Annotated in this window: 13 protein-coding genes and 2 pseudogenes; 12 read left to right on the top strand and 3 right to left on the bottom strand. The window is 58.1% G+C overall.

The window, feature by feature from the left end; genetic code table 11:
* Positions 1-93: 93 nt before the first annotated feature.
* The 3 genes and pseudogenes from MUG98_RS03690 to MUG98_RS03700 all read left to right on the top strand — a co-directional run bounded on the left by MUG98_RS03690 (position 94) and on the right by MUG98_RS03700 (position 2,773).
* Positions 94-1,279 (top strand): annotated as a pseudogene (locus MUG98_RS03690) (inorganic phosphate transporter).
* A 68-nt stretch (positions 1,280-1,347) separates the two neighbouring features.
* Positions 1,348-1,818 (top strand): DUF2299 family protein, encoded by a 471-nt coding sequence (locus tag MUG98_RS03695; RefSeq protein ID WP_265110821.1) that lies wholly within the window; start codon positions 1,348-1,350, stop codon positions 1,816-1,818.
* A gap of 154 nt (positions 1,819-1,972) precedes the next feature.
* Positions 1,973-2,773, top strand: coding sequence for a TSUP family transporter (locus MUG98_RS03700; protein ID WP_265110822.1), 801 nt, complete (start codon positions 1,973-1,975; stop codon positions 2,771-2,773).
* Between the two features lie 37 nt (positions 2,774-2,810).
* Here MUG98_RS03700 and argH read toward each other — a convergent pair whose 3' ends face one another.
* Positions 2,811-4,313, bottom strand: coding sequence for an argininosuccinate lyase (gene argH / locus MUG98_RS03705; RefSeq protein ID WP_265110823.1), 1,503 nt, complete (start codon positions 4,311-4,313; stop codon positions 2,811-2,813).
* A 206-nt stretch (positions 4,314-4,519) separates the two neighbouring features.
* Here argH and MUG98_RS03710 point away from each other — a divergent pair, with 206 nt between their 5' ends.
* The 3 genes from MUG98_RS03710 to MUG98_RS03720 all read left to right on the top strand — a co-directional run bounded on the left by MUG98_RS03710 (position 4,520) and on the right by MUG98_RS03720 (position 7,852).
* Complete coding sequence (locus tag MUG98_RS03710) at positions 4,520-6,199, top strand: FAD-binding protein (RefSeq protein WP_265110824.1); 1,680 nt, start codon at positions 4,520-4,522, stop codon at positions 6,197-6,199.
* Between the two features lie 27 nt (positions 6,200-6,226).
* Complete coding sequence (locus MUG98_RS03715) at positions 6,227-6,958, top strand: succinate dehydrogenase/fumarate reductase iron-sulfur subunit (RefSeq protein WP_265110825.1); 732 nt, start codon at positions 6,227-6,229, stop codon at positions 6,956-6,958.
* Positions 6,959-7,057: 99 nt separating this feature from the next.
* A complete protein-coding gene (locus MUG98_RS03720; RefSeq protein WP_265110826.1) occupies positions 7,058-7,852 on the top strand; it encodes an IclR family transcriptional regulator in 795 nt (264 codons plus the stop codon).
* Between the two features lie 783 nt (positions 7,853-8,635).
* On the opposite strand, the gene MUG98_RS03725 is transcribed toward MUG98_RS03720, so the two are convergent.
* Together MUG98_RS03725 and MUG98_RS03730 are read right to left on the bottom strand one after the other, a co-directional pair.
* Complete coding sequence (locus tag MUG98_RS03725; RefSeq protein ID WP_265110827.1) at positions 8,636-9,811, bottom strand: MFS transporter; 1,176 nt, start codon at positions 9,809-9,811, stop codon at positions 8,636-8,638.
* A gap of 97 nt (positions 9,812-9,908) precedes the next feature.
* The gene (locus MUG98_RS03730) at positions 9,909-10,376 is read right to left on the bottom strand and encodes a class I SAM-dependent methyltransferase (protein WP_265110828.1); all 468 of its coding nucleotides are present in this window, start codon (positions 10,374-10,376) and stop codon (positions 9,909-9,911) included.
* 392 nt (positions 10,377-10,768) lie between these two features.
* Here MUG98_RS03730 and MUG98_RS03735 point away from each other — a divergent pair, with 392 nt between their 5' ends.
* The 6 genes and pseudogenes from MUG98_RS03735 (at position 10,769) to MUG98_RS03760 (ending at position 17,588) form a co-directional block, all read left to right on the top strand.
* Positions 10,769-11,581, top strand: coding sequence for an enoyl-CoA hydratase/isomerase family protein (locus MUG98_RS03735; RefSeq protein WP_265110829.1), 813 nt, complete (start codon positions 10,769-10,771; stop codon positions 11,579-11,581).
* 467 nt (positions 11,582-12,048) lie between these two features.
* Entirely contained in the window at positions 12,049-13,269 is a 1,221-nt protein-coding gene (locus MUG98_RS03740) for an NAD(P) transhydrogenase subunit alpha (RefSeq protein WP_265110830.1), read from the top strand.
* 54 nt (positions 13,270-13,323) lie between these two features.
* A complete protein-coding gene (locus MUG98_RS03745) occupies positions 13,324-13,608 on the top strand; it encodes an NAD(P) transhydrogenase subunit alpha part 2 (RefSeq protein ID WP_265110607.1) in 285 nt (94 codons plus the stop codon).
* Positions 13,608-15,053, top strand: a complete 1,446-nt coding sequence (locus MUG98_RS03750; protein ID WP_265110831.1) for an NAD(P)(+) transhydrogenase (Re/Si-specific) subunit beta — start codon at positions 13,608-13,610, stop codon at positions 15,051-15,053. Before MUG98_RS03745 ends, MUG98_RS03750 begins: the two co-directional genes overlap by 1 nt.
* A 1,435-nt stretch (positions 15,054-16,488) precedes the next feature.
* Positions 16,489-16,829, top strand: a pseudogene (locus MUG98_RS03755) (NAD-dependent epimerase/dehydratase family protein); the annotation flags it as partial.
* Between the two features lie 315 nt (positions 16,830-17,144).
* The gene (locus MUG98_RS03760) at positions 17,145-17,588 is read left to right on the top strand and encodes a hypothetical protein (RefSeq protein ID WP_265110832.1); all 444 of its coding nucleotides are present in this window, start codon (positions 17,145-17,147) and stop codon (positions 17,586-17,588) included.
* Positions 17,589-17,606: the final 18 nt, after the last annotated feature.

A 17,606-nucleotide genomic window follows, 5' to 3' on the forward strand; every position in this document is an offset into this window, starting at 1 on the left:
CCGTCCTCGAAAACGACGGTGGGTCAGAATTCGCCACTGCCTCGCGCTCCGTTGGACGGGTGGACAGACGACGTGCAGGGGGTGAAAGCGTAGATGGTTGATCCAGGGACGGTCATAACAATCGTGGTCGCCGCAACTGCTAGCCTCTTTATGGCCTGGGCGATCGGCGTCGGCTCGAGCAGCTCGACGCCGTTCGCCCCTGCGGTGGGCGCGAATGCCATCTCAGTGATGCGGGCCGGCTTCATTGTCGGTCTGCTCGGACTCGCGGGTGCCGTCCTCCAAGGCGCGAACGTTACCGAGGCCGTCGGCAGGGAACTGATCATCGGTGAGACGCTGACTGCGTCGGCTGCTGCAGTGGCGCTGCTTCTCGCCGCGGCCCTGGTCGCAGTCGGTGTCTTCGCCGGCTACCCGATTGCCACCGCCTTCACCGTCACCGGCGCAGTCGTCGGCGTCGGCCTCGCGATGGGCGGCGATCCTGCATGGGCGAAGTATCGCGTGATTCTCGGGCTGTGGATCCTCACCCCCTTCGTTGGCGGCGGGATCGCCTACTGGACCGCTAAACTCCTTCGCAGCCCCATCAAGACCACACTCACTCTGCCGGCACTGGGCGCGGCCGTCGGTGCGATATTGGCCAACGTGGAATTCGCTGTCCTTGGGTCTTCCGGCGAGGGATCGACGGTCGCAGTCGAAACCGCCAGGCTACTCCCGGGACCGTCGATCGTCGGGATAGCCGTAGCGACTGGCGCGTTGGCTACAATGGCTGCGGCGCTCCTCTACCGTGGGGTCCGAGCAGACTCGGTAACAGCCCAGCGGCGGTTCTTGCTGGTGATGGGCGGTCTCGTCGCCTTCTCGGCGGGTGGTAGAGGTCGGACTCGCGATCGGTCCCCTGGTCCCACTGCTAGATTCCGTTTCGATCTCCCTTTGGACGATGCTTGTCGGTGGCGGGTTCGGACTGTTAGTCGGCTCTTGGACCGGCGCACCGCGGATGATCAAAGCGATTGCCCGGGATTACTCCTCGCTCGGCCCTCGCCGATCGATCGCGGCGCTGATCCCCTCGTTTGCGGTCGCCCAAACCGCCGTCCTACTTGGTATCCCCGTTTCGTTCAACGAAATCATCGTCAGTGCGATCGTCGGCAGCGGTTACGCCGCCGGCGAAGGGGGAGTCAGCCGCACGAAAATGGCCTACACCGTACTTGCCTGGATCGCGTCACTCGCGCTTGCCCTCACCCTCGGCTATCTCGCGTACACTCTCACCAAGACACTCCTCATCGGATCATAGCCTCCCGAGTACTTCTCGACCAAGGGGAGAGGGGTAGCTTTTACTTCTTTGGTTGGATTGAATGGCTCATGGAAACACCAATCAAGCAGGAGCAAGTCCTCGCGTGGATCGATGACGATCTCGTGGAGAGTTCCGAACTGATCGCCGACGAGGCGGCGGAGTTCAACGTGCTCGTGGAGATGTCGAACATCTACATTCATATCATCCGGCGGAAACCTGACGGTCCACTGCTTATCGGTCAACAGATCGAATACGACGACGGAATCCGATCCCGGATTCAGGAACTTTCGGAAGCGGCCCGGAGCGACCTCATCTCCCGAATCCGCGAGACCCTTACGGCGACGCCCGTCGTCTACGGTTTCCACGACAGAAACGGAAACAACGTCCACTTCGCAGAGGTTCACCGAATCTTCCTCGAACACCGGATCTATCCGGGCTCGATCGACCAGCAGACCCTGATGAACGGTCTCATCGAGGTTTGGAAGGTGATGCGATACCTTGACGATATCTTCACGCTCATCGAGAGCGTGGAACAGTGAGTGCGACGACCAGGGTGGTGCCATTTCGAGTCCCAGTCATCGATGGCGAGGCGCCACCAGGTTCGCGGACCAGCGCTCCGTCCGGAGTCGGTCGTTGGTTCGACGGAGTCGGAACATATAATCAGTAGCCCGGACGAACTTAGAAAGAAGCGAAATGACGGGAAGTGGTCTGGCTACGTCGGGTGTCTACGGTATCGTCGGAATCGAACTCACTGCGTTCGAGATCGTCCTCGTGCTCAGTATCCTCCTACTGGGGGGATTCGTCAAGGGTACAATCGGTTTTGCAGTCGGGCTTATAACGGTGTCGGGGCTCGTCCAGATTGTGCCCCCGAGGCTCGCTCTGGTGGCGCTTTCGATCCCTTTTCTCGTATCAAACCTCGTTGTATTGGCTGGAGACGGGGTTCCCGTGGCGTTCCTCCGAAGACAGGTTCCGTTCATGATCGCCCTCGTTGTGGGTCTGTTCGCAGGGGTCTGGTTGCTCACCATTCTTTCACCGGGACTCCTGTATCTATTTATTTCCGGGTACGTGTTCCTCTTCCTCGCGTTCCAGCGGGTTGAGGACCGAATACACGAGTACGCCACACATGGCAGCGTGGGTGTGTTTTCGGGGTCGCTCAGCGGTCTTCTCGGCGGCGCCGTGAGTGCCCCAGGGCCGCCGCTCGTCATTCACGCGTACCTGAACACTGTCGAGGACCACCGGACAGTGTTCGTCACCGGGGTGTCGGCACTATTTCTCCTCGCTCACGTCGTTCGCGTACTCTTCCTTGCGCACGCAGATCTGTTGCACGCCAGGGAGGTCATTCTGGGCGTCGCCTTCACGGTCCCGATTTTCGTGGGCGCGACCCTCGGGATCGTCTTCCGCCAGTACGTCGATGACGGGACATTCACGCTGCTGGTCAAGGTGCTTCTGGCTGCGATCGGGGTGCGGCTATTCCTGAACGGGATCGGCTGGTAGTCCGGACCAGTACTCTGACAGAGCGGTCGAACGGGGGTTACGAGCGGATCGTCTCGACACGATCTGCGAGTTTGTCACTGGCGTCTATGAGCGTCTCGCGTCGCCTGTTGATATAGACCGAATCCTCGTCGAGGGATGCTCGCCGATCCTGAATCATCCGTCGGACCTCGCGGGGGGCGGGGCCGCCGGGGATGTCGTGGGCCTCGACGAATTCCCGCGGATCGAGCGCGGACTGGACGAACTCGTCGTCGATATCGAGCATGTCGCCGGTGATCTCCGTGGCGGACTCGTTTACGAGGTCGGCGTCGACCTCGGTTGCGTCGAGTCCCCGCTCCAGTGCCCGCCCGACGAGGTCGCCTACGATCCGGTGGGCTGTTCGGTAGGTAAGGTCAGTCTGCCGGTCGATCTTTGCTGCGAGTTCGCTACAGGACGCAAACCCTTCAGCGGCCAGTTCCTCCATCTGCTCGGCGTTGAACTCGGCGCTCCCGACGGTTCCATCCAATAGCTTGAGGGAACGGTCCACTTCATCGAACGCGTCGAACAGGGGGTGAACCGCGTTCTCCTCGACGTCCTTGATATCCTGAAAGTTGGTGTTGTGAAGCGTCTCATGGACCGACGACATGTACGCGGTCGCGTACGCTGCTCGTCCGCGAACGTACTCGAAGGGGTAGGGGTTCTTTTTTTGCGGCATGAGGCTGCTCGAACCGGAGTACTCGTCGCTGATCTCGACGAAGTCGAACTCCCAGGTATGCCAGGTATAGAGGTCTTGGCAGAAACGGCTCAGTGTCACCATCATGTTCGCCATCGCCGAGGCCGGCTCCATGTGGTGATCCCCGCCGGAGACACAGTCGATGGTGTTCTCCTTGTACCCGTCGAAGCCGAGCAGATCTGCGATAAGTTGGCGATCGAGATCGTAGGACGTCCCCGCCAGCGCTCCACAGCCGAGCGTACACTCGTTGACGGTGTCGTACGCGTTCATGAGCCGTTGGGTGTCGCGTTCGAGCGAGTCGGCAATCCCGAGCAGGTAGTGTGCCACTGTCGACACCTGTGCATGCTGGTAGTGGGTCCACTGCGGCATGACCGTCTTGATCTCCCGTTCGGCCAGATCGAGCAGCGTGGCGCGCAACGAGACGACACGGTCGAGCACGTCGAGCAACCGCTCACGCTCGACTATTCTGGCGAGCGGTTCGGGACGGGTTCGTCCAATGTTGATGTTGCCGGCGACCTCCTCGCCGATCCGCTTGTTGAGTTGGTACTCCATGTGCGAGTAAAAGTACTCGAGATTCGGGTTGTACTCTCCCAGTTCCTCTGGCCCGGCCTCTTCAAGATCCGCAACCGCATCCAGGAGTTGTGCGCCCACGTCCTCATCGATGATCCCTGTGTCAACAAGCATCACTGCCCACGCTTTGTTCGTCTCGATTAGCGGCGAAAAGTAGTGCTCCCGCTTGAACTCGTAGGTCGGTTCCTGAATCGTCTCGGTGTACACTTTTCCGGGGGCCGCTTCTAGTCGTTCCCGTGAGATATTCTCGTCTGACGACATCGATATCTCTTTTTTCCCCAGTCAGTATAAAGGCAGGGGTGGTTCGGGATCAGGAGTGAGTCCCATTCGCTGTCGTAACCCTCGCCGTGGGTTAGACTCAAATACTTCCAGTACGGTACATTGTACCAGACCACATGGTCGGATACACGGAGCGAGAGACTGATGTATTGATCGTCGGGGCCGGCGGCGCGGGGCTATTCACCGCGATGTACGCTGCCGACGATGGCCCAGTGGACCTCGACGTCACCGTCGTCGTCAAGAAACTTGCGGGGAAAAGCGGCTGTACCCGCATGGTACAGGGTGGCTACAACGCCGTTCTCCACTCCGAGGATTCGGTCGAGGACCACTACATGGATACCATTGAAGGTGGAAAGTGGATCAACGATCAGAAGCTTGCGTGGACGCTTGTCGAAAACGCGCCGAAGGTCATCCGCAAACTCGAGAACGATCTGGGAGTCTTCTTCGATCGTGACGAGGACGGGCATATCCACCAGAAACCGTTCGCGGGGCAGTCGTTCGACCGGACGGTTCACAAGGGCGACCTAACGGGGATCGAGATCATGACGAAGATTCGTGACGAGTTGTTGACCCGCGATGTGACGTTTCTCGAGGAGACCCGGGCCGTCGATCTCCTGACACGCGACGGCGAAGCCGTCGGGGCTGTCGTGTTGGACATGCGATCGGGTGAGTTCGAAGTTATCACTGCTAAGGCCGTCGTCCTCGCCACAGGGGGAGGCGCAACGATGTACAGTATCTCGACACCAGCCCTAGAGAAATCGGCCGACGGGCAGGCGATGGCGTATCGTCAAGGGCTCCCGCTCCAGGACATGGAGATGATGCAGTTCCACCCGACGGGCCTGCTCGCGGGGGACACGAAACTGACGGGCGGCGTCATTGAGGAAGGAATCCGAGGGGAAGGTGCTCACCTCTACAACACCGAGGACGAACGTTTCATGGAGAAGTACGCGCCCGAGAAGATGGAACGGGCGACACGCGATATCGTCTCGCGGGCTAGCTACGAAGAGATTATGGCTGGTCGGGGAACGGAACGGGGAGGCGTACTACTCGACGCGACGCACCTCGGGACCGAGTTCGTTGAGGAAACCTTCCCGGGAATGACAGAGCGGACACGAAACGTCGGGCAAGACCTCTCGACCCAGCGTGTCGAGGTGTCGCCAACGTCCCACTATCACATGGGTGGGGTAACTATTGACGCGAACTGTCGGACGAACCTTCCTGGACTATTCGTTGCCGGGGAGGACGCCGGCGGCGCGCACGGGGCGAACCGGTTAGGCGGGAACGGCGTCGTCGATTCGACGGTGCTCGGCAAACAGGCAGGACAGGTCGTTCCCGATCGAATCGAGGGGCGATCCCCCCCGTCATACGATCCAGACCAGGCGGAACGTATCATTGAGCGGATCACGGAGCCTCTCAATCGTCCAGGAGGGGCCGACGTCTACGAACTCCGTGACGAACTCGAAGAGGTGATGTGGGAATACGTCGGCGTCGTCCGAACCGGAGAAAAACTCGAAGAGGGCATCGAGCGGCTCGTCGAGATCCGCAAGAGGCTCGAAGACGTGGCGGTGTCGGGGAGCAGGCGGTATAATCTGGAGTGGAATGAGTACATGGATCTCGAAAACCTCGCACTGATCGCGGAGACGGTAGCTCGGAGCGCCCTCTACCGGACGGAGAGTCGGGGTGCCCATTATCGCGAGGACTATCCCGAGCGTGACGACGACGAGTGGCTTGCCAACGTACACGTCAGACGAAACGACGACGGCATGGAGACCTGGAAAGAGGACGTCGTGTTCAGTCAGACACATCCGGCCAACGTTGACGGTAGCATTGTCACAGTCTCTGACAATACACACGCAGAGAGCAACTAAATCACAACAGTAATACGACATCAACCAATGAACGAACGAGAATTCACCGTTCATCGATACGATCCGAAAGTAGACACAGAACCGCGGTTCGAATCCTATGACGTCCCGATTAGCGCGTCCACATCGGTACTCGACGGACTGTTCCACATTCAGGAGACGCTTGGCGAGAACCTCTCGATGCGGTTCTCCTGTCGCCAGGGAGTTTGTGGCAGCTGTTGTATGGAAATCAACGGGAAGGCGCGGCTCGCCTGCCAGACGCCGGTAACTGGCCTCAATGATCGGAAGGTCACCGTCCGACCCCTGTACAATCTGCCCGTCATCAAGGACCTCGTCGTCGACATGGATCCGTTCTTCGAGAGTTTCGAAGCGATCGACCCATCGTTCGTGGCCGAGGGATTAGACGAGAACAGCGATCCGGCTGTGATCCCTCCGGACTCCCGGGAACGGGAGGTCATCGAACCTCGGACGGACTGTGTCGGGTGCGGTGCCTGCTATTCGAGTTGTAGCGTTGCGGGCGATACGTATCTGGGTCCAGCCGCAATAAACAAGGCCCTAACACTCCTCAAGGACTCACGAGAGATGAAGACCGATGAGCGCTTCGAGCGACTCTCCGAGACCGATGGGGTCCAGGGCTGTCACGTCCAAGGGGAGTGTAGCAACACGTGTCCAAAGGATATCCCCGTCTCGGAGGGAATTCAACTACTCAAGCGCGACGCCATCAAACGAGGGATCAAACAGCGACTGTTTCCCTCGGACTGACTTGGCCTATCGCTTTATTATATCCACCCGTTCTAAACGACCCCGGTTCGATGTTGACGAACACGACGTTTTATATACTATTCACGTCCATTGTCCCCTATGCCAGGAACCAACGACAAGGGACGGGGGATACAATCCGACGAACATTTGTTCGACATCATAGAATTCATTAGAGAGAGGGATGAGGCAGGTGTCACGGAGATTGCCTCGGAGATCGGACTCGCAAAGAGCACCGTTCACGGACATCTAACCGCGCTACGTCGACGTGGGTACGTGGTGAGAACTGACAACGGGTACCGTCTCGGTCTTGAGTTTCTGAACCACGGAAAGCATGTCCAGACCTCCTACAACCTCTACTCTATCGGTCAAAAAAAGGTCCAGCAGCTGGCAACGGAAACCGACGAACGCGCGTGGTGTATCGTCGAAGAGAATGGACTCGGTTACTACCTTTCCGGGGCCGAGGGGAAACATCCGGTGAATCCGCCCGCCCGCATTGGGAAGGGCGTTCACCTGCATCCACTGGCAGCCGGCAAAGCGATCCTTGCACACTTGTCCGACCCCCGTGTAGAGGAGATAATCGACCAACACGGACTTCCAAAAATAACGCCAAACACGATCACCGACGAGGAGGCGCTGTTTGCGGAACTGGAGAGAATCAGGGAGCGCGGCTACGCCATAAACAACGCAGAGTCACTGTCCGGACTGTACGCGATCGGTGCGCCTGTCATCGATGAGGACGGTGTCGTCAGGGGTGCCCTGTCGATTTCTGGGCCGAAAAACCGGTTGCAGACCGAGGACAAACAGAACCGGTTCGTTGACCTATTGCTCGGTGCGACAAATGAACTCGAGATCAACATTCATAACCACCGTTCGTTACGATCGAACATCGAGTGACCGCCTCAGCGGAGGGTTCTCGGTTCAGGCGGAAATGTCGAACCCGATTTCTGCGTTGGCGGGTATCTACACAGCAACTCACGTGCATACCATTGTCAGAGAGACGATTGCCCAGAGTTTTACAATAGTACGTCTGTAAAGTGGCTCCGCTCCGGTCCGGGTTTACTGGACAAAAGGGAAGTGTGAAAACAGTATCCACTCGAGTATCGGTCCGCTCTCCGCGGGATGCGGGAGTTCAGAGCCTTTTTCGGCAGCGTATTCGTCTTTCCAAATTCGATACCTCATCATAAATCTACTGAACGAGCTAACACACGGGTCATCTCGCGATCGAAACCGGGTACGAGTGAGTCGTTCTCCGACCGGCAACGCGATCGATCTGGACCACGTCAACCGAGAAGGGGTCATTGGTTTTACGACCATGACCGACGGGAAACTCACCATACACCGGAAGATGGCGGAATTCGCGGCAGATCACGTCTGTGATCGTCTCGGTGTTACATCAACGTGCCGGACAGTTACCAACCACTTCCCGGCCAGGACGATCCAGCACACTCGACGACTACGTTCGCGAGTTCGAAGTTGTGTCCCCGGCCCCCGGTTCAATCGGTCTGTCCGGATAGTTGCCGTACTGTTATGCAGACGTTCATTGCTAGTCCGACGCTGCTTCGCAATCGTCTCCGTTTGCCTGACTATTTCGCCCCAAGTGTTCGACTGTGTCGAACACTTCTGATCGAAACCGGTTCATCGCTACGCTATCGTGTCGAGCCTGCAGGCTGCATTCTCTCATCGCTGTCGGATCCAAATGAGAGCACCGACCGAGAGAAGTCCGAGCAGTGCGCCGGCGGCGAGAGTCGGGAACGCAACTGGGTAGCCCGCCCTATCGAGTACGAGTCCGAAGACGACCGGCGAGATGACGGTCGTCGTGAACCCGACCAGCGACTGAAACGATAGGGCGGTCCCGACCTGCGAATCGTCGACCACTTCCGTCACCATCGTCGAGGTCGGGGCACTGTCCATCGTAATCACGAACCCGTATACGAGGATAATCACGATCAACGCGGCGATCGGAAGACTGCTGAGCAGGCCGAAGACCGTGGTCAGGGACGCGCTGGTAGCGAGACCGATCGCGATCGTGCGTGTCCGGCCGATGCGGTCACTGAGCCAGCCACCAGTCACGTTCCCGAGCCCACCAATGACGATCATGAGGCCGACGATGAATCCGGGAAGCAGTGTCGACTCGGTCGCCGCGAAGGCCGGCGCCGTGACGAGGAAAGCCAACAGCCAGTTCCGGACGCCAAACAGCTCCCAATTGTGCCACGAGTAGATGCTGACCGCACAGAGGAATTCGCGGTTGCGGAGCACCGAGAGATCGAACTCGTTTCCGGCCGCACCTGACCGGTCGGGATGATCGCGGGTCAAGCCGAGCATCAGCGGGGCGACGAACAACGCACCGATGCTCGTGACTGCGATAGCGAGCCGCCAGCCGACTGCGTCTGCGGCCGCCGTGGCGAACACGAACGATAGCCCGGAGCCGAGGGAAAACGTCCCGATATAGACGCCGAGCGCTCGACCGCGAACGGATTCAGGAAACCAGTCGCTGACAAACCGCATCCCGGGAACGTAGACGCCGGCGATGAACGCGCCCGAAAGAAATCGAAGGAACGTCCCGACGAGGAAGCCGTCCGCGACCCCGGCGAACAGAACGCTTGGTATCCCGGTCCCAGTCGCGCCGACGGCGATCACCCACCGCGGCGAGTAGCGGTCTGCGAGCCAGCCCGCTGGGAGAATCGCCACCAGGTAGCCGGCCTGAAACGCGCCAAAGATGAGCCCGGCTTTCGTGCCCGAGAGCCCCCACTCGTCGACGATCAATGGCAGGACGGCCGAGTAATTGAACCACACCAGCACCGAGAAGAACAGCGCGGCCGCCGTCACGCCAAGTACCCGCCGTCGTTCTTGCATGTGAGAAAATCAGTAAACGGATGGGTCGATTACTCTTCCGACTTGATGCTGAATGCGCGTATGTGCGTAACGGGTGGCGTTAGACAGTAGGAAGAATCTACTGTTTTGTCCCCACCACCACAAACGTCTCGCAGCGTTCGTGCGCGTCCACGATGCGGAAATCAGTTCTCAAAAGGGCCGACTGTACGGTTGTGAGGGCGAGGTACTCCTCTTGGTCGCGCCCCTCACGCTCTCCAGCACCCGTAGCCGACCAGTCGACAATTACGAGGCGGCCGCCCGGACGAACGACACGCGCGATTTCGTCGATGGCCGTTCCGAACCCGTGGTGGTATGTGCGAATCGATACACCGCCGTCCAGGTGATTATCGGGAAAGGGAAGGTCCGTAAAGTCGGCGGTGACCGGAGTGACGTTCGCCGGCATCCCACGTTTGCGATACACCTCGTGGAGGCCGTGTCTAGCGTCGACCGCAAAGACGGTTTCAGCGACTGGAGCTAGTTCACTCGTGAAGAGACCTGTCCCGCTTCCGAAATCGGCGACGCGCCAGTCTGGTCCCGTATCGAGCAACGTCCGAAGCTCTTCACCGGGAACAATAGCGAAATGCGTTCGGGTCGTTCAGTTTGTCAATCCTCTTCTGGTCGTATGGTTCTGGAGGCATAATTGGCCAATCAGATAGGGAATTGCCCTCTCGTAAGTTAAATATACGGATCAAGTCCTCGTTTGACACCTGCATCGGTAGATGTTGGCTGCCAATCTGTCGGCGGATAGTTGTTTGACCACCATTCAACAACCCGTTCGTGACCCCATCCGGGTGGTTCTGTTTGGCAGTGGCTACCCTCACGAACGACTATTCGGCTCCGCATCGGTAATTTGTCCAGTTCCTCCAGTGAGATTCTCACCCTCATCAGCCGATCGGCTCGTGGTAACATTTTTCACTCCACTTGACCAATCGACTCCGTATGGCCTCCGATTCGACTAGCGCCAGCCAGTGGACAACCATCGAAATCAACCGCGATGGACACGTCGGTCACATCACTCTTTCTCGCCCCGAGGCGATGAACACATTCAGCACGGGACTCGCTCAGGATCTTAACGAAGCGCTCCGCACGCTCGACCGGGAATCCAATATACGGGCAATCGTAGTCGATGGTGCGGGCAAGACCTTCTCAGCTGGCATCGATCTCAGTGAGCATGCTGATCACGAAACCAAGGCGGAGTTCGAGGAATGGGTAGCGCTGATGGAAGAACCGTTCCACACGCTGACCGAAATGGGGACGCCCGTGGTCGCAGCAGTCCATGGCCATGCAGCCGCCAACGGAATCGGACTCGTTGCGGCCTGTGACTTAGCCGTGGCCGCGGAGGGAACCCAGTTCGGGGCGACGGCTCCCAAGGTCGGGTTATTCTGCATGGGACCGTCCGTACCGTTAATGAAGTCGCTCACAAAAAAACGGTGTCTCGAACTGATTCTGACCGGTGAACTGATCGACGCGGAAACGGCGTTAGAGTGGGGGCTAATCAACCGAGTCGTGGCAAGCGGCGAGCACCGGGAGGCAGCAGTGGAACTCGCCGAAACCATAACATCGAAGAGTCCGATGGCGATTCAGATGGGCAAAGAAGCGTTCTATAACATGGTCGAATTAGACTACGGCGAAGCGCTGGACTACTCGAACGAACGATTTGCAGCCCTCTGTACGACGGCGGATGCACGCGACGGCATTGAGGCCTTTCTCGATGGGGTGCCTCTCTCCGCCGATGAGTGGCCCGGAAAATAACGGTTGGGCGTCTCAGTCCGGGCTGAATCTCTTTCACTTCGATTCCTCGGCCGTCTGATGGATGTCCGCTTTGGAGCCAGCCCACCATTCTCGACAGAATCTCGATAGTTCATACAGCTTGTACTGAATGGCAGGTACATTCATCGCGCCGGGTCTCAGTACTGAGATGAATTGGCACACTAGTCACAAGGGGAATTGTGTGAATAAAACAAAATATCGGCCGAGTGTTTTGGAACGCTCGATGACAAGTTGCGTGAGTAACTGTAGCAGATCAGAAATACGGCCAAACAAAAATAATTCGAAATATTACAGGATCACCAAGGGATATATAGGATCCCCACAATTACCGTAACCACGACTAATCGAAGGGAGTTCACCAAGAGAATGAACGGGTATACACATCGAGTAGGACCGGGACACGAGACGTATCCTATTGCTTCGATACGAACCGACGTGAGGGACGGCCCGTGATCGTCGGCGTCCCTACCGAGACGGCCGAAGACGAGAACCGCGTCGCAGTCATCCCGTCCGTCGCCGCGGACCTGATCGATGACGGTCACGAGGTCCTCGTCGCGGCCGGGGCCGGCGAGGCTTCGAACTGGGCCGATACGGAGTACGAAGCCGTCGGCTGTGAGGTACTTTCGGACCGAAAGGCGGTGTTCGAACGGGCCGACGTCGTCTTCCAGGTCCGCGGGCTCGGTTCCGCGGACGTCGAGACCGATCCGTACGAAGAGGGCCAGATAGCCATCGGGATGTACAGTCCGTACGAGGTCGCCGATGGTACTCTCGAGGAACTGGCTGACCAAAACGTGAGCGCATTCTCACTCGAGTTGATGCCCCGAATCAGCCGGGCACAAAGCATGGACGCGCTATCGTCACAATCCAGCCTCGGTGGGTACAAGGCCACCTTGCTGGCTGCAGCGGAACTGCCCAGGATGTTCCCGATGGAAATGACCGCTGCTGCCACCATCCAGCCGGCAGACGTGTTCGTCATCGGGGCGGGCGTCGCCGGCCTCAAAGCCATTGCAACCGCCGAACGGCTCGGGGCGGCCACGCGCGCCTACGATATCCGGCTCGAGGTCAAACGTGAGGTCGAGAGCCTCGGCGCGGATTTCGTCGAACTCGACCTCGAAACTGAGGGGTCGGGTGATGAGGAGGGTTACGCCCAGGAGATGGACGAGGAGTTCTACGCCGAGCAACGCAAGCAGATGAAGCGGGTCGTCCCCGAATCGGACGTGGTCATCACGACGGCAGCTATCCCTGGCGCGCCCGCACCGGAGCTGGTCTCGACAGAAATGATCGAGCGGATGGCTCCCGGGTCGGTCATTGTCGACCTCGCGGCCCCGACCGGGGGCAACTGTGAGCCCACCGTGGCCGATGAGACGGTCCACCACGAGGGAGTCACCATCTTTGGGCCGACGAACCTGCCCTCGAGGGTCAGCCACACTGCGAGTCAGCAGTACGCCAATAACCTGCGTAGCTTTCTCGAGAACCTGCTCGACGAGGACGGCAACCTCGATATCGACGTCGAGGACGAAATCATCGACTCGACGCTTCTGGTCCACGCAGGGGCCGTTCGAAATCCACACATCAATGACGAGGATGACACGGACACGAATGACAGTGAACCCGACGAGACGGTGGATGAGGACGAAGACGATTACGTGGAGGCAACTGATGCCGAGTAAGAGTTCGAGGCTGCCACGTGTCCTGTCGCGCTTGACGGCCCGGGAGGTGATCGCATGACGTTCGTCGAGAACCTGACGCTATTCGTGCTGGCTGCCTTCGTCGGCTACGAAATAATCACGAAGATCCCGACCAATCTGCACACGCCGCTAATGTCCGGGGCGAACGCCATCTCGGGGATTACGCTGCTGGGATCGGTCGTAGTTGCCGGATCGGGGTCGACGACGATAGCGACGGTCCTCGGCTTTCTGGCGGTCGTCATGGCGACGATCAACGTCATCGGCGGTTATCTGGTGAGTCACTTCATGCTCGACCAGTTCAGTCACGGAGGACGTAATTGATGACGGGTATTATCGGCGGGCTGCCGGACTCGATCCTTCAGTTCACGTATCTCGTCGCCGGCGTCCTGTTCATTCAGGGGCTCCGGGATATGACCCACCCGCGGACGGCGACGCGCGGGAACAAAATCTCCTCCGGAGGGATGTTCCTCGCGGTGGTCGTCACTATCCTCTGGTTCGAGGTTCTCTCCCCGCTGGTTCTGGGTGCCGGGCTGCTCGTCGGCGGAGCGATCGGCGTCTGGCTGGCCGTCACCGTCGAGACGACGGAGATGCCGCAGTTGGTTGGGCTGTTCAACGGGTTCGGCGGCGGCGCGTCCGCGCTGGTCGCAGGTGCGGAACTGATCGACGTGATGGGATCCGGTAACTCACTCTCCGTGGGGTTAGCCTCGACGGCCGCAATCGCCGGCATTATCGGGGCTGTCACGTTCTGGGGTAGCCTCGTCGCCGCCGGGAAGCTCCACGGGGTAGTCGGGGATTCGCCGGTCAGCGAGACCGTCGGCCACGGTATCAAGATCCTCTTCTTATCGGCGGCCGTAGTGGCTGGCTTGTTCCTGATCGTCCGTCCGGATATTTTCGGGTCGGCACCGCTAGCCGCGTGGATACCCTCCTACTGGGTGCTAGTCGCGGCCGCGTCCATTCTCGGTATCTTCCTCGTCGTACCGATCGGCGGCGCGGATATGCCCGTGGTCATCGCCTTGCTTAACTCCTACTCCGGATTGGCGGCAGCGACGACGGGGTTCGTGCTGAACAACACTGTCCTTATTATCGCTGGAACGCTCGTCGGTGCGTCTGGTCTCATCCTGACGGTTATCATGTGCGAGTCGATGAACCGCTCGCTGACGAACGTCCTATTCGGCGGCCTCGGCATCGGTGACAGAGACAGCGAGGATATGGAGGATATCTACGAAGGGAAAATAACCGAATCTTCCGCCGAGGAGATTGTGATGCTCATGGAAACGGCCCAGCGCGTCGTCATCGTTCCCGGGTACGGAATGGCTGTCGCCCAGGCGCAGCACGCCGTCGCCGAACTCGTCGAACTCCTCGACGAGAACGGTGTCGACGTCGAGTTCGGAATCCATCCCGTCGCCGGTCGGATGCCCGGCCACATGAATGCGCTGCTGGCCGAAGCCGACGTGCCCTACGACAAGATGCGCGAACTCGAGGAGGTCAACCCAACCTTCTCACAAACTGACCTCGTGATCGTCACGGGTGCGAACGACGTTGTCAACCCGAAGGCAAACACCGACGACTCTAGTCCCATCAGCGGCATGCCCGTGCTGAATGTTGCAGAAGCACAATCAGTGGCGGTCAACAAGCGAAGTCTCAGTCCGGGATTTTCCGGGATTCCGAACCCGCTGTTTGCGAAGGACAATACGAGCATGCTCTTTGGCGACGCCAAAGAATCGATGCAGGAACTGGTCAACCAATACAAAGACGCAACTTCATAAGCTAACCTGAATATTCTGGAGAGAGAGAGAGAGAGTACTATCATCGTCTCTTGTATAGACGGTCCAGTCACCGGTTTCGTCGGCCCACGCGTCGTTGAGAACCACGCTATCGATACTCGCAAGGCCACCGTCGGTTTCTGAGACGGCCTTGAGTTCGTTCGAAGACCCGGTAGACGAACTCCGCATTCTGCTCGACGACAAGGTGGATCGTGTGTGGGACGTCTTCGCCGTCTTCGACGGTAATCCGACCGAGTTTCGATTCCGGCTCAGAAAATGCGTTTGTGGGGGTTGAACATCCAGAAATAGGTAGAAGCAGGCTTATCGTACCTTCAGCGATGGTTTTATGCCGGCCAGCATTTACTGAAATTATATACTACGTAGGATTCTATCAATTAATAACGGTTCGGTTTCACTGATCAGGAAGCTTCCTTGTGAACAGTTATTTTACATCATCGCTCTTCGGTCCGGAGGGACTCGCGAGCACAGGCCAGCGTCTTTTTGTTGCCGGTTATCCTCCCGTGGCTCTTTACAGAGATCGCAGTGCTCATCTTGGATACGATTTTGCGGAGTGAGACGCGGCACCGAGCGAGCAGATGCAGTTGAGTATTCCACTCGATCTGCCAAGCTATCAATTTTGAATAAAGTATGCGTCTTATAGAGTTTCAGTATCCAACCAATCTAACCAATTGTCCATAAATAGTTATAGAAAACTAAATTATAACCATCAGATAGAGACCAACCGAATCACGTTGTAATCCACGGAACCGGGATTGCTCTTGACGATCAACGCCACTTACTATACTTCAACCTCGAACCCACAATAACTATCTTCTATGAAGTACGACTCTTTCAACACGATATATTGCCCATACGTAGAGTTTCCTGTATAAAAGTAAAGAGAAACACACCGACAAAGACGCTGTGATTCTCGTCGATTAGCACTATGACTCAAAGCCACAGTTCATCGCCATAAGCCCTAATATCGATACAAAAGACACGGAAATCGGAACGTTATCGAACATATAATATTATTAGTGGGAACTTATATCCCTTAGTTCAAGAACCGTTTTAGGGACGGCGATTCAACAATCACTCAAACATGGTTCCCGAGCGCCACGTACACTTAGAACCAGACACTCTGAAGAACGCTTACAGCGGCGCCGAGGAACACGGGGGGTGAGTTCGCCGATGTGATCACCCAGTTCGCCGACGAGGGGCTCCGTTCGACTTACGCCCATAGTTGCACTGGCACTAGCTGACCGTCCGGGCGTCCCAGTTCGCAAAATCCGACACCCTTTGGGTGGGCGCCTGAGTCCGGAAGCGACGGCGCAGTTCGACGGGCGACCCGAGAACCGATCGACATCAACCAGACGATCGTCGATACGATCACCGATGGCCGCGCGCCGAACGACGAACCCGACCCCGGCGACCTCCTGGGCGCGCACGCCGGCGAACGACTCACGTCAGCGAATCGTCCGCGGCCTCGAACGCGCCGCCGAGCACCAACTCACCGGCATCTATAACCTCGGGACGGGCGACGCCGACAGCGTCACCGAACTCGTCGCGATGCTCAATGCGGAACTGGGGATCGAGATCAAGCCGGAGTACGTCGCGAACCCGATCCCCGAGGACGTCTACGTCCACGACACCTGCGCCGATACGTCGGCGTTCGAAGCCGCGACCGGGTGGGCGCCCGCGATCGACGTCGAGGAGGGCCTGCGGCGCGTCTGTGCACAGTACACGGACGGTACAGCGGAGACGTCGTCCTCCCAGTAATCCGAGCAGCGCACGTTCGCCGGACTGCTTTGCGTGGGCACGTGCTGCGGCTCTCAGCCGGTGAATTCAGCCTCGAAATGGAGGGCGATCCATGGCGGCCCAGAAAACGACACCACGGGCTCCGTTGAAAGCTCATTCTTCAGGTGGGTTCTTACGTGAAACACACGTTCACGACACGTGCGAACTGAGCGGACCGTTCCTGAGTAAAGCGGCCACACGCAAATCCGTCTCCGATCCGGCTGGTGAGTACACGTTATTCGTTATCGCTTTCATACGGGAAAGCTCTTTATCGGATCCCTGAATAACTTGCCAGCAATGCATCGGCGGACCCTCTTGTTATCCGTCAGTGCGGCCGGAATCGGCTGTATTGGAGGTTGTCTCGGCTCTACTGAGTGCGATGAGACATCAAACCATCTCTATATTGAAAATCAACTGGCAGAGCCACAGGAGATGGATATCCGGGTTATGCAGAAATCAGACGGATTGGTTGCTGACCAAGAGTGGACAGGGATCTTCAGTGAGTACATCGAACTCGCGGGAGAAGAATACCGGATCGTTGAAGGCGTATACGATGAGCATGGCACGTATCGAACACTGGCCGAACAAGAAACTGGGCATGAAATAATCTCCGAACAGGAGACCTCAGACATTGATAGCTGCCACGATCAAAATATCACCGTGGGGATTGCTGACAGTCGCATCGATATATTACATGGGGTCCCAGACCATCTTGCGTCCGAAACAGAAACTGACTCGTGATTTGCTCCAGTGAGTTGA

It is taken from the genome of Halosolutus halophilus, from assembly GCF_022869805.1.
GTDB classification, from domain to species: Archaea; Halobacteriota; Halobacteria; order Halobacteriales; family Natrialbaceae; genus Halosolutus; species Halosolutus halophilus.